General features: G+C 55.5%; 12 protein-coding genes. 3 read left to right on the top strand and 9 right to left on the bottom strand.

All coding sequences use genetic code 11. The features are described 5' to 3' along the window. Nucleotide 1 precedes the first annotated feature (1 nt). Genes ACXAG1_RS01225 through ACXAG1_RS01215 form a run of 3 tightly spaced genes read right to left on the bottom strand, consistent with a single transcriptional unit; the run spans nt 2 to nt 8,130 of the window. The gene (locus ACXAG1_RS01225) at nt 2-4,438 is read right to left on the bottom strand and encodes an FG-GAP-like repeat-containing protein (RefSeq protein ID WP_475118686.1); all 4,437 of its coding nucleotides are present in this window, start codon (nt 4,436-4,438) and stop codon (nt 2-4) included. A gap of 2 nt (nt 4,439-4,440) precedes the next feature. Next, entirely contained in the window at nt 4,441-6,807 is a 2,367-nt protein-coding gene (locus tag ACXAG1_RS01220; RefSeq protein ID WP_475118685.1) for a beta-galactosidase, read from the bottom strand. Between the two features lie 21 nt (nt 6,808-6,828). After that, complete coding sequence (locus ACXAG1_RS01215) at nt 6,829-8,130, bottom strand: MFS transporter (RefSeq protein ID WP_475118684.1); 1,302 nt, start codon at nt 8,128-8,130, stop codon at nt 6,829-6,831. Nucleotides 8,131-8,355: 225 nt separating this feature from the next. On the opposite strand from ACXAG1_RS01215, the gene ACXAG1_RS01210 reads away from it, so the two are divergent. Beyond that, entirely contained in the window at nt 8,356-10,173 is a 1,818-nt protein-coding gene (locus ACXAG1_RS01210) for a carbohydrate-binding protein (RefSeq protein ID WP_475118683.1), read from the top strand. An 80-nt stretch (nt 10,174-10,253) separates the two neighbouring features. On the opposite strand, the gene eno is transcribed toward ACXAG1_RS01210, so the two are convergent. Genes eno through ACXAG1_RS01195 form a run of 3 tightly spaced genes read right to left on the bottom strand, consistent with a single transcriptional unit; the run spans nt 10,254 to nt 14,034 of the window. Further along, entirely contained in the window at nt 10,254-11,558 is a 1,305-nt protein-coding gene (gene eno, locus ACXAG1_RS01205) for a phosphopyruvate hydratase (RefSeq protein WP_475118682.1), read from the bottom strand. Then, the gene (locus ACXAG1_RS01200) at nt 11,555-12,547 is read right to left on the bottom strand and encodes a phosphotransferase family protein (RefSeq protein ID WP_475118681.1); all 993 of its coding nucleotides are present in this window, start codon (nt 12,545-12,547) and stop codon (nt 11,555-11,557) included. Before ACXAG1_RS01200 ends, eno begins: the two co-directional genes overlap by 4 nt. 2 nt (nt 12,548-12,549) lie before the next feature. Then, a complete protein-coding gene (locus tag ACXAG1_RS01195) occupies nt 12,550-14,034 on the bottom strand; it encodes an aldehyde dehydrogenase family protein (RefSeq protein WP_475118680.1) in 1,485 nt (494 codons plus the stop codon). A 265-nt stretch (nt 14,035-14,299) separates the two neighbouring features. On the opposite strand from ACXAG1_RS01195, the gene ACXAG1_RS01190 reads away from it, so the two are divergent. Next, nucleotides 14,300-16,729, top strand: coding sequence for an agarase (locus ACXAG1_RS01190; RefSeq protein ID WP_475118679.1), 2,430 nt, complete (start codon nt 14,300-14,302; stop codon nt 16,727-16,729). A 404-nt stretch (nt 16,730-17,133) separates the two neighbouring features. Further along, nucleotides 17,134-21,231 carry a carbohydrate-binding protein gene (locus ACXAG1_RS01185; RefSeq protein ID WP_475118678.1) on the top strand — a complete coding sequence of 1,366 codons (4,098 nt, stop codon included), beginning with the start codon at nt 17,134-17,136 and terminating at the stop codon, nt 21,229-21,231. A gap of 99 nt (nt 21,232-21,330) precedes the next feature. Here ACXAG1_RS01185 and ACXAG1_RS01180 read toward each other — a convergent pair whose 3' ends face one another. Genes ACXAG1_RS01180 through ACXAG1_RS01170 form a run of 3 tightly spaced genes read right to left on the bottom strand, consistent with a single transcriptional unit; the run spans nt 21,331 to nt 24,359 of the window. Continuing rightward, on the bottom strand, nt 21,331-22,101 hold the full coding sequence (locus ACXAG1_RS01180; RefSeq protein WP_475118677.1) for a ThuA domain-containing protein: 771 nt from the start codon (nt 22,099-22,101) through the stop codon (nt 21,331-21,333). 11 nt (nt 22,102-22,112) lie between these two features. Further along, a complete protein-coding gene (locus ACXAG1_RS01175; RefSeq protein ID WP_475118676.1) occupies nt 22,113-23,801 on the bottom strand; it encodes a GMC oxidoreductase in 1,689 nt (562 codons plus the stop codon). Between the two features lie 27 nt (nt 23,802-23,828). Next, on the bottom strand, nt 23,829-24,359 hold the full coding sequence (locus tag ACXAG1_RS01170) for a gluconate 2-dehydrogenase subunit 3 family protein (protein WP_475118675.1): 531 nt from the start codon (nt 24,357-24,359) through the stop codon (nt 23,829-23,831). Between the last annotated feature and the right edge of the window lie 82 nt (nt 24,360-24,441).

The following is a 24,441-nucleotide window of genomic DNA, read 5'->3' as shown; positions in this document are numbered from 1 at the left end:
TCTACCCTTCTGGAGTAGCACCAGCCTTCCCGATGATTTTCGCCTGCACTGCCTTATCGAGGTGAATCGTCGCCGGCGCTGTCTCACCTATCTCGGTGAGGCCACGGACAATCAGCAGTGCTTTGCCTTCACTGGTGCGCAATTGTGTATTTTTATAACCCGTCATACGAGAGGTACGGCCATTATCCGTTCCCAGCAGCTCCAGTCCATCGACATGTTCAAAGGTGATACGCCGATCCTCATGACGAACAGGTCTGCCCTGTTCATCCACCAGCTGTGCCGTTACATGGGCGGCGCTGTAGCCGTCAACCGGCAGAAGGTCACGATCAAGCGAAAGCGCAATCGCGGTTGGTGCTCCAGTGGTTTCAACTTCCGCAGAAACATCGCAGCCATTTATGCCTTGCGCCGTCAGACGACCACCAGAGAATGGCAGTGCCCACTTCAGGAGGCGGTCCGGGCTATCCGCGAGAGATCGCGTTCCCAGGGATTCTCCATTCAGTGACAAGGTCACTTCCGGACAGTTGCTCAGAACCTCGACGATAATGGGTTCTCCGTCCGGGTAATTCCAATGACGATTCACGTCCTGCCAGCCCCACACCCGCTGCGCCCAGGCGCCCGGGGTCTTTTCCACTACGCCGCCATCGGCATCACGGCGGTACAGGGATTTGTCCTCGGTTTGCGAGGTAATCGCGATATACGGGGCACTGTTCCAGAGGGTGCGATAGAGGTCATAGGCCGGGGTCTCGAAACCCGCCACATCCAGCATGCCGCTACGCACCGCTTTACGTGGCCAGGCGCCGTTGGCTTCACCCAAGTAATCTGCACCTGTCCATAAGAAGGTGCCGGGAATAAACGGACGCTCTTCAATCGCCTTCCACTCGTGCCACTGCACCACATTTTCGCTACCCATAATCATTTTGTCGGGATAACGCTGGTGGCCGTAGTCGTAAATCACCCTGCGATAGCTATAGCCGACAATATCCAGGGCGTCGGTATAACCGGAAATATGACTCACCGAGGGCAGAATCAGGTTCGCGGTGACCGGTCGGCTGGTATCCAGCTTCTTCACCCAGCCAGACAACTTCTTTGCAGTTCTGGAGAGCACATACTCACCCTCTTCGCTACCGTGAAAGCGGTCCTTGATTTCCTGCTCGGTTATAAACGGCGGGTTGTAAAAATAATTCCCCGACGCGTTCATATCGAAATAGCCGGTAGCGTCCTTGTAACGAGGATAGGTCCACTCGATCTCGTTACCGATGCTCCACATAATGATGGAGGGATGGTTGCGATCACGCTTTACGGCCAGTCTCAGGTCCGATTCGGCCTCTTGCTGGAAGTAATCCGCATAGCCACGGCTGATGTAATCGCTGTGCCGCTCCCACTGATTCAGGCGCTTGTCTTTGGGGTTGTCCCACTCATCAAAGATTTCCGCCTGTACCAGAAACCCCATCTCGTCACACAGGTCGAGAAACTCTTCTGAAGCGGGGTTGTGCGCGGTGCGAATGGCATTGGTGCCAGCGGCTTTCAGGGTCTCCAGGCGGCGGCGCCAGACATCCTTCGGAACCGCAACGCCCACCGCTCCGGCATCGTGATGCAGGTTCACGCCCTTGATTGGCGTATTCACTCCGTTCAGGAAAAAGCCTTCGTCTGCGTCATAGCGCAAAGAGCGAATACCGAAGCGGTTCTCCACCTGATCGACAATGCGATCGCCTTGCAGTACGCGGGTTATCGCCGTGTATAAATTCGGACTTTGCGGGCTCCACAGCGCGGGGTTGGCAACATCCAGTCTAAGCTCGACGGTCCCATCGCTGTGTTCCGCCAGGGATTGATGGGCACGGCTTTGGGCTACGGCGTTACCCGCCGCGTCCAGAACCTCAGTCTCAATCACAAAGGGTTGCGCCAGTGATTGATTGACGACTTCAACCTGGACGCTCACCTGCGCCGTTTCTGCGCTGATTTCCGGCGTCTGGATAAATACCCCGGAAACAGGAATATGCAGCGGGTCCAGTGTCAGTAGCTTCACATTGCGGTAGATACCGGACCCGGTGTACCAGCGGCTATCGATATAACGGCTGCGATCCACCCGTACTGCGACAACATTGTCTTGCCCCGCCGGGGCCAGGTGGTTCGTCAGATCAAGGGAAAACGGAGTGTAACCATTGATTCGACCTCCAATTTTCTCCCCGTTCAGCCAGATCTCGGAGTGGTTGTAGATTCCGTCAAAATTCAGATAGGTGACTTTTCCCTGGGCGTGTTCGGCCGTGGTAAAGGTTTTTCGGTACCAGCCGATGCCGCCGGGCAAATAGGCGGTGGCGCCGTTCAGTGCCGGGTCGAAGTCGTGTTCGATACTCCAGTCGTGAGGCAGGCGCAGGTCGCGCCACTGGCTGTCGTCATATTCAGGTTTGCGGAAGTCCTCGTCATCCTGCAGGAGGAATTTCCAGCCAAAGTTAAAATCCACACTGCGCTGGGGCGCCGCACTGAAAGTGCCATTTTGAGCGCTATCGGTGTGACCACGCACGAATACGCGCTGATTGACGGCGATGCCGTGCAATGTGGCCTCGGTGCCATCGCGCCAGCGCACATGAATATCTACCGGGTCACTACTCCGCCCCAGGCCAAAGTGGGCGATATCCAGCTGCCCCTGTGAATGGGTTGCGCTGCCCGCGCCGATTCTTTGATAGCGACGCTGGGGGCTGGCTAGGGAAACCTCGGCACCCTTTGGATCGGTACCTTTGACTGAGTAGCCAACGCGCACCTGCAGGTAATTATTTTTAGCCGACGGAGATTTATGGGGATTCAGCCCATTTTCGAACAGATGCCAGCGCCCCTGATCGTCATCTCCACTGAGCAGGTCCAGGTCACCGTCCTGATCGAAATCAAACACCGCGCCCATGTCGCCGTGACTGGACTGGCCCAGAACGGTGCCGCCGTGACTGGATGCCTGCCGGAAAGAATCGCCATCGTGATTCAACAACAAAAGATCTTCTACCCGACGGTGCAATTCGCCGAAGCGGTACACAAAAAAGTCGGCGTAGCCGTTATTGTCCAGATCCCCGGTGGTCACGCCCCAGTTATTGTCGGCAGTTTGTGGGGGAAGACGGTCGCTGATGTCGGTAAAACCCCGGCCATCGTTTCGCAACAGGATATCGGCAACGCCCAGCGCCTGGGGCGTCCAGTCAGGCGCTATCTGCTTAACGCCATGTACACTGGCGCGGATATCCCAGGCGAGATCACCGTTTAACAGCCACTCCAGACGCCACTGGTAAGGGCCATTGCCTGTCGCCCGGGAATCCGGTTGCTCCACCACGCCGAGATGCCAGCCATTTTCGCTCAGTTCTGCGGGAAAGCCCTGCGCCTTCTCTGGTGACACGGTCACCAGGGATTTGCCCGCTGGGGTGGCCAGAGTTTCTCCATTCGCGCCGAGATGCACCGGCAGGGAAATTTCCTGTCCGCGCTGCCAATGGAAAAATTCATTGAGTTGCAGTGGCCCGTCACTGTAAAACGTGATTCCGTCGCGGCTGCGATTACCTTCATCGCGCAGGTCCAGGCGCCCACTGGCGGAATCAAATGACACCGCGTTGTTGGCGATCTGGTAATAGGTTTTGCCGCGAGCCAGGTAGTAATCCAGGTCGCCATCATTGTCGATGTCGGCCTCGGCCACCGCCATCACATACTCCCGGTCTATATCCTTCGGCAACCATTGATCGGTGACATTTCGGAAGCCAAAATCGCCATTGCCCGCCCACAGGCTCAGTGGGGAGAAAGCGATCAGATCATCTATCTGATCGCCGTTAAAATCCGTAATCAATACACGTTCGGCCTCCAGCTGCTCGAACGCCGGCGCGGGGCGATAGCGAAACTGATCCTCGCCGATATTTTCGAACAGGATATTCCGTGGGCCGGTTTCACCGGGCAGCATGACGGCGTTGATCTGCAATAGATCGAGATCCCCATCCAGGTCCATATCGACCCAGCGCACCGAGCGCCCGCGGGCGCCCATGTTTCCGATACCGCTACCGACGGTGATATCGCGAAAGTTACCCCTGTCGTTCTTAAGGATCCGCGGCGGTTGCGGGCTGGTGCCATTACCCCCGCCGAGCGCGACCGCCACATCCTGGTCACCATCCCCGTCATAGTCACCGGCCGCAATACCGTGTACGTCCCAGCGTATAAGCGGTGAATCGTGCTCGCGGTAGTGTCCATCAGTCCCGCCCCAGAATAGTTGTGCAGGCACCTTGTCGTGATTGCTCAGCAACAATTCATAACGACCATCACCGTTCAGATCCGCAACAGCAGGGCCGCCGTATTTCCAGGTCGGCTCGGTATTCAGCCCCTGCTGCTCACTGACTTCCGTGAAATGCACATCCGCCAATGCGCAACTGAAACCTATTAGCGCAAGGACTCCGAGAGGAACACGCAACGACAGAGACAGCTTCATGATCAGTGTGCCTCACTACTGGAACCCGACGCCTTTCCGAATCGGCGTTGGTACAGGTTCTCGTTCACTTCCTTGACCGCGTCCACTAATGGTTGATACGGAATATCGGTAACAGACACGAAGCCCACGTTATAGTTTTCACCGTCGTAGGCGCGGCCGGTCAGTGGTGAATCGATGTACTGGAACCAGTGGGCGCCAACAAAGTATGGGTTGTCGATCACACTGTTCATATACTCGGCAAATTTCTTGCCACGGTCAGCCTGCGAACTGGCGTGAATCAGCCCGGGACTCAGCAAACCAGAGTCCAGAGAGCCATTGTGGAACTCGCCAATAATGGAAGGACGGTCAATGCCTTCGAGGAAATCCCAGAACTTTTCGCTCACGCCTTCCTTGTAATAGTTGTAACTCACTACATCCGCGTATTTCGCCGCAGCGCGGCGCACCTCCGGTGTCATTCCCCAGTCGGCAAAGCGTGCGCCCAGATACATGTGATTGGGCATATAGTGCTTGACGGCTTCCCGCACGATTTTGAAGTACTGACCGGTGTAATGTTCCAGCATGGTGGAGAAGTCTTCGATCATGGCATCGTTGAAGTCGGTCAGCGCCACGCCCCTTGCAAAGCTGTCCCAATCCGCCAGCTGAATATTCCAGGCAGTATTCAGCTCGTCGATTTCGCCATACTTATCCTGCATCAGTCGCACAAACTGCGCCTTGGTCGGGCTTTCACCCGCTGCGCGGCCCAGGGTATTGATCACAATGCCGTACTGGGAAGCGGTGGAACCCTCCTGCCCCCAGCTCTTTTCATTGTCCACAAATACACCCACGCACCAGGGGTTGTTGGCGACTTCCCTGGCAATCTGCTCGGCGGTGATATAGGCGCGCTCTTTGAACAGCGGATCGAACGGGTCCGGTAGTGGGCTCCAGTAATCGTTGCCACTGCTCACGGTTTTGAAATTGCCGATAATCCAGCCGTTGGCAAAATACGGAATGCGATCCATCTGGTAGTAATCAGGATCAATCCAGTTACCGAAGGAAGTGAAACCCCAGCTGAGCATGCGATCAACGGTGGTTTCCCGCCACTTCGCCATCAATTGCCCTTCATCGGCAATGTCGTATTTACGCTGTAAATTGGCCCGGTAAAAACTGAATGTCTCACCGTGCTCAACAGCACCGGTGTGCACTTCACGGCGGTAGCCAAAGTTTTGCCCCAGGGGTTCGTCGTACTCCGGCAGCCAGGTAAACATCTCCGCGCGTAGAGGCGAACTGATGTGGCGCGTCGGAATGGCCGCATCGGGCACCGGGTTCAGACCGAGTGAATCCTCCGGCGTCAGATCACCGGGGGTGCGCTGGGGGACTTTGGATCTGTCAAAGTCGTACCCGGTGATTGTGGAGGTATTGGCCAGGCGTACATTGGCAATGCCGGTGGAGAAGAACAGATGGCCCTCCGGATCTACCAGGGCCCATTTTCCATCGACTTTCTCGGTGCGGAAGTAGCCGGTCGCCTCCAGCTGCAGCCCTTCTGCCCAGCCGCCAAAGCGGGAGCGGCCATCCATCGGCGTTTTGCGCAGCTGTGATTGCTCTTCTGCGGAGATTGCACGCAATTCCTCAAGAGATTCCACCTTGTTGGCGAAATCCAGCTTATCGTTCTGGCCAAACTCATCCACCAGCCCCTTGAGGTAATCTTTATCCAGAGATTTGGGCTGAATCAACCGTACGTTGTCGATCACCAGGGTCTTGTCTTCAAGTACCCCGGTAACCGTAAAGGCGATGCTCTCAATCGCACTGACATCCAACTGCTTATCACCCCAGCGGTAGATCATGTCCTGAAACTCGGAGTCCCAGCTGGGTGGATTGGAACGAATCCCGGTCTCCACCATCAGATCCGGCCCTTTCAACTCCATAAAATAGGTGCCGCTGGATTTCTCCGGCACCGCGAAGCTGCGATTGTGCGCCTTACCGTTTTTGTCCGTCGCGGTAACGTACAGGTGCACGGAAGAGGCCTTCGGATTGGCGATATCCAGGGCAAAGGCAAAATTTCCCAGACCGCTCCAGTCCCACGGCTGCTCAGGGGCGAAGGTAAGATTCGCCGAGTACTGGGTTTTGGTACGCAGCTGCACTTCCAGCGCCTTGCCAGTCTCCCCATCAATCATACGGGCATCCGCATTCTCAAGCTGTATTGCAGCCGGCACCTGCCCCTGTTCAAACGTCCACAGGGATTTGGCATCACCACCTTTCTCGGACGCTTGTGTATTTTCCGTAGCCGACTCTGTAGCGTTGGAACGGGCATCATCGCCACAACCACTGATCAGGGTTGCAAGAAAAACAGCGGCTGAAAGTTGTTTTATCGGGAAGTTCATAAATCGACTCATCAATATTTTCAGGTAGAGGGGTCAAGCCGAAGGCTTGGCATCTTCGAGATCAGGGTTTTGATTTGGGCGCTGCATGGGAATTTCTTCAATCTTCCCAACCAGGAACACATAGGCGCATAGCCCCAGCAATGCCAGGGCTCCGATCAGGGCCAGCGCGGGGCGGAAGTCACCATCCTGTACCAGGAAGCCAATGGCTACGGGGATGGTTACGGCGGAGAGACCACCGATAAAGTTGAAGCAGCCTCCCACCAAACCGACCATTTGCTTCGGGGCGATCAGGGAGACAAATACCCAGTTGATGGAAGCGAGACCGTTGCCGAAGAAGGCAAGGGACAGGAAAAAGGTAACGGCGGCAATCGAGTCCACATAGTTAGCACCAATCACGGAGCCGGAAAGTAGCAGGCCGAGAATCACCGGTGTCTTGCGCGCAAACTCGTTCGAGAAGCCACGCCGCACCAGCCAATCGGAGGTGAAGCCGGAAAGCAACACCCCGCAAAAAGCCGCCAGAAAAGGCACAGAAGCCAGTAAACCGGTTTTAAGATCTCCCATTCCCCGGTATTCGGCGAGATAGGTCGGGAACCAGGTAAGGAAGAAGATCAAAGTGCTGCCGAGGCAAAACTGCCCGATATAAATACCCCAGAGCTTGCGGCTGGAGAATGCTAGACGGATATTGTCCCAGCTGACCGCCGCCGGTGTTTCAGTGTTCTCCCTTCCCGGCGACTTCTGTCCCTTCTCATGCCCGGTCGCATCGCTATTCTCACCCCCGGGCTCACGATACAGCCAGTACCAGATCGCCGCCCACACAATGCCGATCACACCGGAGACAATAAACAGCCCGCGCCAACCGAACCACTCCTGAATCAGGGCCAGTACCGGCATCAGAAAGGCCAGACCAATAAACTGACCAGAGGTGTATACGGCAATCGCGCTGGCCCGCTCCTGCTGAGAGAACCATTGGGTAACGATCTTGTTATTGGCGGGATAGGATGGCGCCTCGAAAAAGCCGATTGCCATACGGCATCCGACCATCGCCGCCAGAGAACTGACCAGTCCCTGCACGATGGTCGCCAACGACCAGGCCACCAGGATAAACGGATACAGAATCCGTACCTTCACCACATCCACAATCATTCCACCGGGAATCTGCATGATGGAATAGGTCCAGGCGAAGGCGGAGAAGATAATCCCCATCTGAACCGGGGTAAGACTCAGGTCCTGAGAAATCGCATTGGCCGCCACCGAGATATTGGTGCGGTCCATATAGTTGATCACCACACTGATAAAGATCAGCGCGAGAACTCCGAATTTATTGGCTGCTTTCATACCGCTACTGCATCGTCGTTGTTATTGATTGTTATTGGTTGGTGTTGGCCGGTGTTGTGTCCAGGTGAGGCAGCTCTGAAACCCAGAAAATGCGAACGAATGCCCAATCCACACCTGCACAATCATCAGCCGCTTCAAATTGTCAACAATTAACAGTAACCTAAGCGCTCCGATATAACAATAACCCGCTCATCCAGTATTGGATGGAGCGCAAGGAGCAAAGCGATGAAGACCTCGAAACGCGCACTGGCTGCGCTGATCCTTTCCACCCCCCTGCTCTCGAGTGCCGCTATGGCCGCAGACTGGGATGGCATTCCCGTTCCCGCCGATGCGGGCGCCGGTAACACCTGGGAGCTGCACCCACTGTCAGACGATTTCAACTACAGCGCCCCCGCAAACGGCAAAAGCAGCACCTTTTTTGAGCGCTGGAGCGAAGGCTTTATCAACCCCTGGCTCGGCCCGGGCGAGACCGAGTACCACGCGCCCAACTCTTCCGTAGAAAACGGCAACCTGGTGATCAAGGCCACCCGCAAGCCCGGCACCATCAAGGTCTACACCGGAGCGATTCATTCCAAGGAGAGCCTGACCTACCCGCTGTATATGGAAGCGCGCACCAAGATCACCAATCTCACCCTGGCCAACGCCTTTTGGCTGCTGAGCGCCGACTCCACCCAGGAAATCGACGTACTGGAGTCCTACGGTAGCGACCGCCCCAGCGAGACCTGGTTCGATGAGCGCCTCCACCTGAGCCATCACGTGTTTATTCGCGAGCCCTTCCAGGACTACCAGCCCAAAGACGCCGGCAGCTGGTATCCCAACCCCAACGGCGGCACCTGGCGCGACCAATTTTTCCGTATTGGTGTTTACTGGATTGATCCCTGGACCCTGGAGTACTACGTAAACGGCGAGCACGTACGCACCGTATCCGGCCAGGACATGATTGACCCCTACGGCTATACGGGCGGCACTGGTCTCAGTAAACCCATGCAGGTCATCTTTGATGCCGAGCACCAGCCCTGGCGCGATGCCCAGGGTACCGCGCCCCCCACCGGCGAAGAACTGGCAGATTCCAGCCGCAACCGGTTTGAAGTGGACTGGGTGCGCTTCTACAAACCGGTACCGGCGGGCGACAACGGTGGCGACAATGGCGGTGGCAACCCCGGCGACGGTGGCGAAACCGGTAATGGCGACACCATCACCGTAGAAATGGGCAGCTTCACCGATACCGGTAAAAGCGGCAGCGCGGTCGAAGGCGATACCGTGGTCGGCTTCAATGCCAACGGCGAGAACATCAACTACAACACCCAGGGCGACTGGGGCGACTACACCGTCAACTTCCCTGCCGCGGGTTATTACCAGGTCTCCGTAGTTGCCGCCTCACCGACAACCGCAGGCATTGGTGCCGATATTTCCCTCGACGGCAGTTTCTCCGGCACCATCAATATGAGCAGCACCGGCGCCTGGGAGCTGTACGACACCTTCACCCTCGCCGATCCCATCTACGTTGCCAGCGCCGGCACGCACACCGTGCGCGTACAAAGTACCGGCGGCAGCGCCTGGCAGTGGAACGGGGATGAAATCCGCTTCACCCAAGTCGAAGACAATGGCACCCAACCGCCCCCCAGTAGCGGTGAAAGCGTCACCGTAGAAGCAGAACACTTCGACACCGTCGGCGGCACCTTTGACGACGGCCAGGCACAGGCGATCAGCGTGTACACCACCAATGGAAGCACCGCGATCAACTACGTCAACCAAGGGGACTTCGCCGACTACACCATCAACGTCCCTGCCACCGGAAACTACAACATCACCTACTACGCGGGATCCGGCGTTAGCGGTGCGAGTATTGAGTTTCTAGTGAACGAGAACGGCAGCTGGAACAGCAAAACCATCGCCACCGTTCCCAACCAGGGGTGGGACAACTTCCAGGCGGTATCTGGCAACAGTGTTTATCTGGCGGCGGGAAGCCAGCAGATTCGGTTGCATGGTGTGGGGGGTAATGATTGGCAGTGGAATCTGGACAAATTTGTATTGAGCAATTGACCTGCCAGATTCTAAAAACAAAAAACCGGATCTGAATTCAGTTCCGGTTTTTTTGTATCTGCTCTGAAGGTGATTTCCAGTCAGGAAAATATTGTCTGATAAAGCTCCGCCCCCACAAACCGCGCCCGGCTACCCAGGCTCCGCTCAATCCGCAGTACCTCATTCCATTTCACCATCCGCTCACTGCGGGCAAAGGAACCCACTTTGAGCTGACCCGCATTGGTCGCGACAGCGAGATGAGCAATAAATGCATCTTCGGTTTCGCCGGAGCGGGCGGAGACGACGGGGAGCCAGCCAGCTTGCTGGGTCATTTCGATGGCCGCCATGGTTTCGGATACGGTGCCGATCTGATTGAGTTTGATCAGAACCGAATTGGCGAGCTGGTTGTCGATGCCGTTCTGGATGCGTTCGATATTGGTGGTGAACAGGTCGTCACCGATAACCTGTACGCGCTTGCCCACTTCCGCGGTGAAGCGCTTCCAGCTGTCGAAATCGGTATCGGCGAAAGGGTCTTCGATGGAAATGATCGGGTACTTGTCGCACCACTGGATTATCAGGTCGCAGAATTCCGTTGGCGTGAAGGAAGTACCATCTTTCTTCAGGTTGTAGCGTTGACCATCGAAGAGGTCGCTGGCAGCGATGTCCAGGGAGATGGCAACGTCTTTGCCCGCTTCGTAGCCAGCCAGGCGTACCGCTTCCAGGAGGACTTCGAAGGGTTCTTCGTTGCTGTCAAATGCCGGCCACCAGCCGCCTTCGTCGGCAAGACCGACGCTTTTGCCCCGCGCCTTCATCACTTCGCCGGCGGCGTGGTAGATATTGAAGGTCATTTCCAGGGTTTCTTCGTAGGTCTTGGCACCCACGGCGATGATCAGGAAGTCCTGAATATCGATGGCCCAGTCGGCGTGTGCACCGCCACCGAGGATTTGAATTTCGTTCAGCGGCAACAGGGTGCCCTGCCCTTTGCCAAGGTATTCGTACAGCGGTACACCGCGAGCATTGGCCGCAGCGCGGGCACACGCCATGGATACACCGAGGGTGGCGTTGGCGCCGAGGCGGGATTTATTGGCCGTGCCGTCCAGCTCGACCAGTTTGCTGTCGATGGCTTTAAGATCGGTAACCGGCATCCCCTTTAACACGGGGGCGATTTCTTTCTGGATATTTTCAATGGCCTTGAATACAGACTTGCCGCGAAAGCGGGCTTTGTCGCCATCGCGCAATTCCAGCGCTTCAAACTGCCCGGTGGATGCACCACTCGGTACCAGGCCGGTACCGGTGACGCCGCTTTCGAGGGTGACCTGTACTTCTACAGTAGGAAAACCGCGGGAATCGTAAATCTGAAAGGCGTCAATGCTCTGGATATTCATGGTTTTCTTACCGTTATTCATTCAGCGGTCAAAAGCTCCATCCATTGATGGATAAGTTGATTGAGTGTTTTGGGAGAATCCGGGATTACCACATAGGCAAAATCCCGTACGGTCTGCTGCTGGCTGCTGTCGAGGTATTCCACCGGGGATTTTCCATCGACCCGGGCCAGCATCAGCATCGGCAACAGGTGACACAGCCGCCCTTCAAAAGCGTCGTCGACGACCGTATCTGCAGACGCGGTGTAGCTTTCCCACACCTTCAGGCCGAGGCCCAGTACCTGCGCGGCATTTTTCGGCCGGTGCAGCGCTTTCAGCAGAAAGTGATTCAACAGAAAGGCGACATCGAATACCGGGTCGCCGTACCAGGCGACTTCACAATCCAGAATCACCAGCCGGCCACTGCCCACCATCAGGTTTTTGGGACTGTAGTCACCGTGAATCAGGCAGGTGCGGGTACCCGCGATCCGCTCTGCTTCCGCAGTGAAATACGCATTCAACTGCGGGTGTCGGCTTCCGGTTTTCAGCAGATAGGGATCCAGCCGCAGTTCGGTGAAATCTTTGAGGGTGTCAAATGTTTCCCGGGCAACCGCATCCCCGAGAGATTGGCGGTGAATGGTTCCAAGATAGTCGCCGGCGAGGCGCGCGTACTGCCGGTCGTATTCGCCCAATAGCAGGCGTGACTTCCAGTTTTCCAGGCCACCTTCAATCATCTCCATACAGAAAAAGTACTTTTCCGTATCAGAGTAGAGAATCGCGGGTACGGATTCCGGCAGGAATACGCCCACGTAGCGGAGGTATTCCTGTTCGGTGATATTGCGTTTGATATCCGCAAACCAATCGTCTTTTACCTTGAGCTTGTCCAGCGCGCGCTTCACCACGAAGCGCGACTGGCCGTCATCTACCAGCAGGATTTCACAAGAAACCCCGCCGGAGAGCGGGGTAAAGGTTGCATCCTGTGAGAGCAGAAGACCTTTGTCGATCAGGTAATTACATAACGCTACCTGATCCACAGTTATTCCTCTTCGGGTTCGGCAATCGACAGATTGCGGGTGTAGTCCAGCATGGTTTCACGACTGTTCACACCGCCACCCATACCACTGGCACTGCAGGCGCCGTAGGGGAGTCCGTAAGCAAATACGTTGTGGGCATTGACCCAGCTATTGCCGGAAACCATTTTCTTGGCAATGGCGATGGCGCGGTCGTTGTTACCGGTCCAGACACTGTTGGCGAGGCCGTACTCCAGGCTGTTGACCTGACGCAGTGCGTCCGCATCGTCCTTGAAGGTGGTGATATAGGCAACCGGGCCGAAGATTTCTTCGCGGAAACAGATGTTTTCTTCAGAGCCCATCAGCAGCGTGGGACTGACGTAATAACCGGAGCGCTCCGCATCCGAAATAGTGTTGCCACCGTAGACCACTTCCGCGCCCTGTTCCTGGCCCTGCTGGATGTAACCGTTGACCGTTTTCAGTTGGCGCTCGCTGACCAGCGGGCCCATCTGGCTGTCTTCGTTCATACCGGCTTTGATCAGCACTTTATCCAGCTCCGCTTTTATCTTTTCGATAAATTCAGAGGCGACGCTCTCATGCACAATCCAGCGAGTCGCGGTGCAGCACACCTGCCCGGTATTCAGGGTGATGGCTCCGGCAAGGCCGGCTGCCGCCGCGCTGATATTGGCATCGTCACAGATAATGGATGCACCCTTGCCGCCCAGCTCCAGCTTCACTGGCTTGAGGTTTGCACCACAGGCTTCACCGATCAGGCGGCCAACCCGGGAGGAGCCGGTGAAGGAAACAAAACGCACTTTCGGGTGGCGGGTAAACACGGTACCCACTTCCGGACCGTCACCGGGCAGCACATTAATTACGCCCGCAGGGAAGCCCGCCTCTTCTGCCAGCTTGGCGAGATACAGAGTGGACAGCGGAGTTACTTCAGACGGTTTAACCACCACGGTGTTACCCGCGGCCAGTGCCGGGGCAATGCCCCACTGGCACAGGGTCAACGGGAAGTTCCAGGGAAAGATAAAGCCGACCACGCCGTAGGGAAGGCGCACTTTGCGGGCTTGTTTCATACCGGCCAGGGTCAACGGAGTTTCAAATTCTTCCTTTTCGCACAGGTCCGCGAAGTAGCGTAGGCATTCGATACCGAATGGCACGTCGAAGCCGCGGGCGTTCTCTACCGGCTTGCCCACATCCAGGGCTTCCAGCTGTGAGAGCTCTTCTGCATCCCGCTCACACAGATCCGCGAGTTTGCGCAGCAGCGTGGCGCGCTCGGCGGGTGTGGTGTCCTGCCAGGATTGAAACGCGGTATGTGCAGCCTCAATGGCCTGTTCCGCGTCGGTGGCGACCGCTTCCGCAATGTTAGCCAGGGGAGATTTATCTGCGGGGTTCTCCACCGCCATGGACTTGCTGGTGCCGCCGGTCACCCAGGCACCATTGGAATAGAAAGGAACGGGGGATTGCCCAAGGAATGCCTGGACTTTCGCGGTAGTTTCAATCATCACTTTACCCATTATTGTTGGTTATCGACGCAAGGTGGGACTGCTCTGAACCCGACACTACCTTTTTTGTTAACAATCTACAACGATTTTGAGGCGCTCTCCACTCAATTTATATTCAAGCGCCACCTACCCCGCCAAAAAGACACGCCTGGCATAAATGTTCCAACTCTGACCACTTTGTTAACAATTTACCATTTACAAATAGATCACGACGCTATTAGCATCCTTCCCTACAAAAATCATAAAACGAGATTGGAGAGAACGGATGAAGCCGCATTCCCTGCCCGCACGATTTGCCCTATTGACCCTCACCGCCGCTCTGGCTGCCTGCGGTGGCGGCGGCAGTGGCGGTTCCAGCAATGACCAGCCGCCACAAGACGGTGGCGAAACCCAACAGGACACGAGACCAGATGCGTTCTCCTTTACCGCCGTCTCCGATGCCGAAATGGGCACCACCTACATCTCCAATACCATTACTGTCTCCGGCATTAACGCCGCGGCCAACATCAGCGTTAGTGGTGGCGAGTACTCGGTAAACAACGGGGATTTCACCAGTGACGCAGGTACCGTGAATAACGGGGACACCATTTCCGTTCGTGTCACCACCAGTACCGAATCCATCACCGCAGTCACTGCGTCACTGACTATTGGCGGCGTTAGCGCAGACTATTCGGTGACCACCATGGCAAAACCTGCTGAACCTGAACCCCCAACTGACGATGCGGTAAAAGTAGACTTCAATCTGAATATGCGTCACACCGTTGGTGGGGAATCAGAGTTTGATCGGCGCAAGTTTATTACTGTGCATGCCTCCAATATTGAGAACGATTGGTTTGGCGGCAACTCGCAAAGCGCCGGCGCCCCCAATGATGACCCGAACCTGATGACCAATTTCCTGGAAGGCTACGACGTGTATTTCGGGCGGGATACCGGCGGTATGAAGTGGCAATTAAGCCAGCTCCCGGAGGATGGCACACGCGCCGGTTTCATTGATGTTGAGGCAGCAAAAACCAATGGCGGCGGTGTGCGCTGGAATTACACCGAAATCAGCGCGGAAAACGCGGTGCTGGCACGAAAACATGAACACCGGGCAATAGATATGGTTGTCGGTGGTCAACAGCACCCGTATTGGCCCAATGGTGACGACGTGGGCATGGGCTGGTCATTCTCCCAAACCAACACTGAAGAAGAACCACTGGGCACAGCGGTGGGCCACTATATGGCGAACTACCTGTACGAGTATTTCAATCGCGGCGGCAGTGACACCTACGGTCAACCGAAGCCCGTGTATCTGGAAGTAATGAACGAGCCGCTCTATGACCTCGTTGACTATCCGAAAGATAAAGACGCTGACACCACACCGGAAGACGTATTCAAATTCCACAATGCGGTCGCCAATGAAGTCCGAGCCTACCGGGACCAGTGGGGTCTGGCCTCCCACGAAAATATGCTGATCGGCGGCTATACCGTCGCATTCCCAGACTTTGAAAAGGACAATTTCAACCGCTGGGAAGAGCGCGACAAGCTGTTTATCGATATTGCCGGCACGAATATGGACTTCCTGTCCGTGCATTTCTATGACTTCCCATCTTTCAACGGTACTCGCCAGCTGCGCCGCGGTAGTAACGTGGAAGCCACCTTCGATATGCTCGAACAGTACAGCCTGATGGCGACCGGCGAGCGAATGCCGTTTATGGTTTCCGAAATTGGTGCCACCGTGCACAGCATGATGAACGACCCCTGGACTCCGGAGCGGGATGGCTACAAGCTGCGCGCGCTGAATGGCCTGACCATGAATATGCTGGAGCGCCCGGACCAGATCCTGAAATCCATTCCGTTTGTCACCATCAAAGCGGAATGGGGTCGTACCGAGGTGCCCTACACCAACCGCCTGATGCGCCAGAAATTTGAAGCCGAAGGGGAGACCGGAGACGCCTGGGTATATACAGAATTTGTGAAGTTCTACCAGCTATGGTCTGACGTAAAAGGCACGCGGGTAGATAGTTGGGCCAGCGATCTGGATATTCAGGTAAACGCCTATGTAGATGATAAAACGGCCTACCTGGTGTTGAACAATCTGGAGCAGGAAGACACCGAACTGAACCTGGCTGCACTGGGTGTCGATGGAAACAGCCTGCAAAGCGCAACCATCAAAGAACTCTATTACGACACGGATGGCAAGCCGGTGCTGGACGTAAGTGACGGAGCAGAACTGCCACAGATGTACACGCTGAAGTCCGAAGCGACGACCATTCTGCAATTGACTTATACGAACTCAATTGCCGTTGATGGTGATGGGACAGAAACTAAATACTACGCCGACAAATACAAGCAGGCCATCAGTGCCGATGCCAAGTTGCAGTTTGCAATCAACGACGTATTGGTTGGCGATACTGGTGAAGCGGTACTACGCCTGGGCGTTGGTCGCGAGCACGGAAAATCCCTGACGCCGAGCGTTACGGTGAACGGTAATGCGGTCACCGTACCAGAAGATTACCAAGGGTACGATCAGTACTACGGAGGTAAAGGCCGCGCACAGTTTTTTGGAGTACTCGAAATTCCCGTGGATCTCGAATACCTGAATGAGGACAACATCGTAGAAATCGTGTTTGAGGACGAAGGAGGTTTTGTCAGTACGGCAACACTGCAGGTATTCAATACCTCGTCAGCACTCGCGCGTGGCGTCCGTGAATAATTCAAATTTATAGAAAAAAACAAAGACGAGCTTTTTCAGCTTTCTTTTCACCCTTTTCAGGCCGGTGGTTTCCAACCCCGGCCTGCCTTTTATTCCCCCTCCACTTCTCGAGAACTAGAGGCAGTTCTCATCCCCACAAAAAACATGAACGAAATACACGACAACTCCGATCAAACATATTGTCGATTGTTAACAGTTTATTGTTTAATTCTTGTGACAGCAGATATAACGCTAACAGCGCCGCACTTCCAAACCTTTCACAACATTCGGTTTTTGCGGCAACTGCAGTCGATCTGGAGCCACTCACTGTGTGCTCCGCCATTCCGAGGTACCGGCGGAACGCCCGAGCGGTTCAAAAATAATAACGACACCCGATGTACCGTGTCTCAATCTCGGAGCAAGCGATGAAACTTCCTTACCCCAGGCGCCCACTGGCGCTGGCACAGTCTGTGCTGGCCGCTGGTATCGCCTTCAGTACGGCAGCGACGGCGGCGGATTACCGCATCGAGGCGGAAGCCTTCAGCAGTGTAGGCGGCACCTACGCTGATGGGCAGCCACAAAAAATCAGTGTTTACACAGTCAACGGCGTAACCGCCATCAACTACGTCAACAAAGGCGACTACGCCGAGTACTCCCTGCAAGTAGCCGAAGCGGGTACGTACAACCTCCAGTACCTGATTGGTACCAGCGTGGCCTCCGGTGCGGAAGTTGATTTCCAGATCGACATTGGCTCCAGCTGGACCTCGCTGATTAAAAAAGCTGTTCCCGCCGGAAACTGGGATAACTTCCAGCCTCTAGATGCCGGCAATATTTCCCTGCCGGCGGGCACGGTCAATCTGCGTGTGGTCGGCTCTGGTAGTAACGACTGGCAGTGGAACCTGGACGCACTGGAACTCACCCAGGTCAGCACCGGTGGCGGTTCCAGTAGCAGTTCCAGCAGCGGCGGCAGCAGCTCCAGTAGCAGTGGCGGTGGTAGCCTCGACCTCACCGTAGAAGCAGAGAGCTTCTCCCAGGTCGGTGGTACTTACGCCGATGGCCAACCGCAAAAAATCAGCGTTTACTCCGTAAACGGTGCGACGGCGATTAACTACGTCAATAAAGGCGACTACGCGGAATACACCATATCCATTCCCCAGGCCGGCAACTACGACCTGACCTATTTCGCTGGCACAGCGATTAACGGCGGTCGTATTGACTTCCAGCACAACAGCGGTGGCAATTGGCAGACTCTGGCACAAACCAGTGTTCCCAACGCCGGTTGGGATAATTTCCAGGCACTGGTCGGTGGCAGTGTCTACCTGCCCGCCGGCGCTCAGCAGATCCGCGTGTACGGCGGTGGCAGCAGCGACTGGCAGTGGAACCTGGATCGCTTTGAACTGAGCTACGACAGCGCAGGCTCCGGCTCCAGCGGCGGCTCATCGTCCAGCTCATCTTCTTCCAGCTCATCTTCGTCTTCCAGCTCAAGCTCATCCAGTAGCTCCAGCTCCTCTGGTGGTAGCAGCTCAAGCTCTTCTTCCAGTTCGTCGAGCTCGTCCTCCTCAAGCTCCGGCGGTTCGAGCTCCGGTGGTAGCAGTCCCGGTAACGGCAGCCCGGTTTCCGGCACCTTCACCCTGCAGGCCGAAAGTGCACACGTTGTGGGTGGTGATATCGATACCTACGCCATCAACGGCGGTACGGCGGTGAACTACTTCAATAGTGGCGACTACCTCGAGTACAACCTGAGCCTGGATCAATCCGGTCTTTACCGTCCGAAATTCTTCGTTGGTACCGGCAACACTTCCGGTACGTCTGTTGGCCTGATGGCCACCGACCACGAGGGTGAGCTGGTCATCAAGAACACCACTGATGTACAAAGCCAGGGGGGCGACTGGGACACTTTCTATCTGCTCAACGCCTCCAGCGAAATCAACCTGTTCGCCGGCGACCTCACCATCCGCATCTACGGCGCGGGCAGTCAGGACTTCCAGTTCAATATCGACTACGCCACTTTTGAACGTGTGGGCGATGCGAACCTGGCCCTTGATGGCGACGGCGACGGCACCCCGGATGTGGACGATCAATGCCCGAGCACGGACCCAGCAGAAACCGCCAACAGCGTAGGTTGTGCGCCCTCTCAACTGGACACCGATGAAGATGGCATTACCGACAATCTGGATCAGTGCCCGACGACCGCGGCCGGGGAATTCGTTAACGCCGTTGGCTGTGCAAGCCCGGGCGGCGACGACGATGACTTCGACGGCGTGCTCAATGGCACGGACCAATGTGCGAATACCCCGTACGGTCAGAACGTCGACCCATCCGGCTGTTCCGGATTCGCCGACAGCGATAACGATGGTATCGCCAACAGTGCCGACAACTGCCCCTCTACCCCTGCAGGTGAGTTTGCCAATGAGTCTGGTTGCTCTGCCTCACAAGTGGGTAACAGCCACGCCGCTACGGTAACGGTCAACGCCAATATCAAGCACAGTGTGAACGGTGTTTCCGACTTCGGACGCAAGCGCCACATCACCGCACACACCACCATTTACGAAAATGATTGGAACGGTCATTCGGACAAGCTGAACTATTTCGTAAATACCCTGGATGTGACACTCGGTCGCGATAACGGTACCGCCACCTGGAAATTCCAAGACACCAAGGAAGATCCAAACCGGGACAACTGGCCGGATATGGACTACATGGTGGAACGTGGGCAGGAGCTACGTGAACTGTACGAAGGCAATCCCTTCTACAAACGCTTCAGTGCTGAGAGTACTGAGCTAATCGCCGGTACCAACCCGCACCCAACCTACCCGACTCTGAGCTGGTATGACAACGGCAAAACCTGGCACAACTGGCAGCCGATGAATATCGAGACCTCTGCTGCCTGGATGGGCCAGTACCTGAAGCACTACTACGCCAACTCCAGCAACGATTACCTGGGCGACCCCATGCCCAAGTACTGGGAAGTGATCAACGAACCGGATATGGAAATGAAAACCGGCAAGTTTATGGTCACCAACCAGGAAACACTGTGGGAATACCACAACCTCGTAGCACAGGAAATCCGCTCCAAGCTGGGCAACGAAGCACCCATGATTGGCGGTATGACCTGGGGTCAGCACGACTTCTACCGTCGCGATGGTATCTCCCGCTTTGCGGACGATAACTACGACCAGTGGATTACCAACGAAGACCCGGAAGTCCAGGAAAGTGCACGCGCCTTCTTCCGCGAGGCCATGACCACAACGGTTGATGACACGCGCAATCAGGATTGGTACCAGTGGGACGTTATGTGGAAAGGCTTCATGGATGCCGCCGGCCACAACATGGACTTCTATGCAGTACACGTCTATGACTGGCCTGGAGTAAACGATGATTCTCGCTCCACGTTGCGCCGCGGTGGTCACCTGCCCGCCATGCTGGACATGATGGAGTGGTACGAGGTGCATAAAAACGGCGAGGCCAATCGCACCCCAATCGTGCTTTCCGAATACGGTGCCGTACAGGGTGGTTGGGACTATCTGCCCCATAACAATCGCTATGAGTCCGAGGTGATCAAGTCCTTCAACGGTATGCTGATGCAGATTCTCGATCGCCCGGATTACGTGATCAAATCGATGCCCTTTACTCCAGCCAAACCACTGTGGGGCTACAAGCCATTCGGCTGTGGCTATGAAGAAGTGCGCACGTGTACCGCGCCCTACCACTACAGCATGATGAAAGAGTCTCAGCTGAATAATGACGACTGGCACTGGTCTGACTATATTCAGTTCTTTGAGCTGTGGGCTGATGTCGACGGTACCCGTGTTGACAGCGTTTCCAGTGATGCGGATGTGCAGGTGCAATCCTATGTAGACGGCAATGAGCTGTTTGTCATCATCAACAACCTGGAGACCGTTGCAACCACCATCAATCTCGATGTCGCGGGCCTTGGGTCTGCTGTACAAAATGTTGAAATGCGTAATATGCACTTCGACAGCAGCTTCGACACCGTGACCGATCGCCATCATATGCAGCAAGCACCAAGCAATCTCACTTTGGCCGCCGACGGCACCGTTGTACTCCGATACTCCCTGAGTAGCAACATCGCCGTTAATCAGACCATGGACGAGAAAAAATACTTCGGTGAGAGCGTCAGTGGCGGCAGTGAGCCGCACCGTATCTCCGTCGCCGGTGGTGCGAAAACGCTGCAGGCGAACAACGTGACAGTTCCGGCTGGCTATGCCGAAGCGCAACTGCGCCTTACCGTGGCCCTCTTTCCGGGTGAAGACGACAGCCCCGACAGCCTGCTGCAGATCGACAGCCTGACCATCAATGGCCAGACCGTTGAGACGCCACTGGACTGGCGTGGACGCAAGCAGAACGCGGCAGAACGGTACTTCAACACCCTGGAGATTCCCGTTCCGGCTGACGTACTGCAGGCCAACAACACCATCAGCGTCGACTTCCGACACAATGGTGAGTTGACCGTCGCCAACCTGGTTGTCAAAGACTACAGCACCGTGCCGGTGCGCAACTAAGTCTCCTTGACCACAAGGTAAAACAAAAAACCCCGCCCTGGTAACAGGGCGGGGTTTTTTAATGATTCAGTAAACGTTAAAGGTCGAGATCATCGGAACCTATTCGATCCCTCTTCCGGTCGCGGCCCAGTAAATTCCACCATAAAGGTGCGACAAAAACATGGCATTACCGTAGGACGCCGGCAAATGGCCGAGGCCCGTGTAGAAAGCGCGGCCGCCATCGTACTGTTGGTACCATGCAACGGGATGAAACTCACCCATACCGTTGGACTTCACATCACCCCATGCGGCCTGTGCCTTGTAGGTGGTTTCATCCACGGACAAAAGATACTTCAGGGAATCGCTGTGCTCCGGCCCATAGGTGTAATACTCTTCGGTCCACAGGAAACGCGCTGGCATATACTCGGCACCCGGAAAGCCCGCCGCCAGCACATCCACTTTCGCAGACTGTATTGCGGGATGAATCACAAAGTTCCGCCCTACCAAGCCCCGGTACCAGGACCAGTCGTACTCGGTATCCGCTGCAGAGTGGACGCCCACATATCCGTTCCCTGCGCGGATAAAGTCCTGGAATGCATCCTGCTGCTGCTCATTCAGGACATCACCAGAAGTCAGCAAAAAAACGACCACATCGAACTGTTGCAGGTTTTCCGCGGTGAAAACTTCCGCACTGTCCGTGTGCATCACCTCAAAGTTGTGCAACCGGGAAAGCTCGGTGAGCCCGGATACTGCGGCGGGGATACTGTCATGTTGCCAACCCGCTGTTTTGGTAAACAACAGAGTATTGAACTGGCTGGCGGCGGCAGGGCCGGCCACTGTCATCAGAGCCAGCAGTGATGCCAATGATCGGATTGTGTGTCTTTTTCTCATTCGGCCTCTCCCTAGATTTGTCCCTGCGCCATCTGACGGTGGGCATAGTCTACCGCCCGCGCGGTGAACGCCATAAAGGTGATCGAAGGATTCACACAGGAGACGGATGAGAACGCAGCGCCATCGGTGACGAACAAATTTTCCACATCGTGACACTGGTTCCACCTGTTCAGATATGAGGTTTCCACCGAATGCCCCATACAGGCGCCACCCATTTCGTGAATCGCGCCGCCTGGCGGTGCCTCGCCCTCAAAGCGGCGGATTTTTTTAAGCCCCGCGGCTTCCAGCATTTCAACTGCGGTATCGCTCATATCCCGCACCATCGCGCTTTCGTTTTCTCCATAGGCCACATCGGTGACGAGCAATGGCATACCCCACTTGTCTTTTTTGGACGAATGGAGATAGATACGGTTTTCATACCTCGGCAGGCTCTCGCCAAAACCCCACATGGTGAAGTACCAGTTGCCCGGCTGGCTCACGCTTTCCTTGAAGGCTTTGCCAATCCCCTTTCCCGTTTTGGCCCAGTGCCACCCTGCACGGCTGGCACCGCACTGGAAACCATAGCCGCGTTCGAACTTTCCGTGCTTACTATTGATATTTCGGAATCGGGGAATATAGACTCCGCCCGGGCGGCGTCCCTTGTAATAGTCCTCAAGGTAACCAGGCACCATGCCCGAAGCCCCGCCCCCGCCACAGTGGTCCATCACATAACGACCGAGCACATCAAACCGGTTGCCAATCCCTTCGGGAAAGGTCTCGGATTTTGAATTCAGCAGAATCTGTACCGAGGCCAGTGTAGAGGCACACATAAATACGGTACGCGCAGACACCTGCTTGCGCTCTCCGCTGCGCATATCCACATAGGCCACGCCAGTGGCGCGGCCGCTGGCCTGATCGTACAGCACCTCCTGAACCTGGGCATTCGCCACCAGCGTCATATTGCCGGTGCGCTCGGCGGCCGGCAGCGCCGCCGAATTGGAAGAATAGTAGGCACCAAATGAACAACCGCGAGGACACTCGCTGCGGGCCTGGCACTGCACCCGACCCAGTTCCAGGTGCTGCTTCTGGGGTTGTGTGAGATGCGCGACCCGCGCAGGGATAAAGTGACGACCCGGAAAAGTTTTCTCAATTTTCTTTTTCATATCCCGCTCTACCACATTGAGCGGCAATGCGGGCAGAAACTTGCCGTCGGGCAAAACATCGAGTCCTTCATAGCTACCGGAGATTCCCACAAACGGCTCCACCCGGTCATACCAGGGCTCGATATCCTCATAGCGCACCGGCCAATCGATACCATTGCCATCCAGCTTGTTGGATTCAAAATCCAGTTTGCTCCAGCGGTAACTCTGCCGACCCCAGATCAGCGACTTGCCACCCACCGTGGCGCTGCGGTACCAGATAAACGGTTTTTTCTGTTCGTAAGGGTGATCTTTGTCACTGATCAGGTGGTGGCGGGTGTAATCATTGTAGATATACACTTCCTTCTGGATATGCTGCTCTGCCTTGAACTCCTCCGGTACATCACCGCGGAAAGGCATTTGCCACGGAGCTTTACCCTCAGTTTTATACTGACCGTGTTTGACCATCTCACCCCGGTCCAGCACCAGGGTTTTGTAGCCCTTCTCGCAAAATTCCTTGGCCGCATAGCCACCGCTCATTCCGGAGCCGACCACAATTACATCAAATTCGTTATTATCCATTGCTACCTCACATCCAAATCCAACGTCTTACAGCCAGGTCCGGCCGACTTCCGCAAGCTTCACTTCTTTGTAGGGGCCCGGAACCGGGTCGTAACGCAGAGCTTGTGTAGCACCGATCTGGGAGGTGTAGTAACCGATAACAACCAGCTCTTTGAAATTTTTATACGCGGCACTTACAGTATCGGTGCCAATTTTGTCATCCAGCGCCTGGACGACCTCAATTTGACGAATTTCATCCGACTCTAAATATTCCGCTACGTTTCCACCAGCCAATTCAATCACTCCGGATATAAATGCTTCCTGATCTGACTCCACCATATAGTTAGTGAAATAATGGTGAATATATTCAGGAACACCGGCCTGACTTGCCGATGGTGTTTCAGTTTTTGGAATGATGATATCGGCAACACATTGAATAAGATCAGCAATTTCTCCACTAAAGCCTTTTCCGCCAATTGGACTAAAATCCATCCCCGCTTCGACGGCTTTCAGATTGATAGAGAGAGGGCTGCAGCCAAGCACTAACGCAACGTTGGTCAAAAATTTTCTTCTATCCATAACAGTCACCTGCTACTTAACTCATAAAAAAGCCGCGCCTGTTTCCAGGCGCGGCTAAGCAATGACAATCAATCAAAGAGAG

The sequence above is a fragment of the Microbulbifer sp. ABE4_465 genome (genome assembly GCF_056160765.1).
This window is presented reverse-complemented; position numbering and strand designations above follow the sequence as displayed.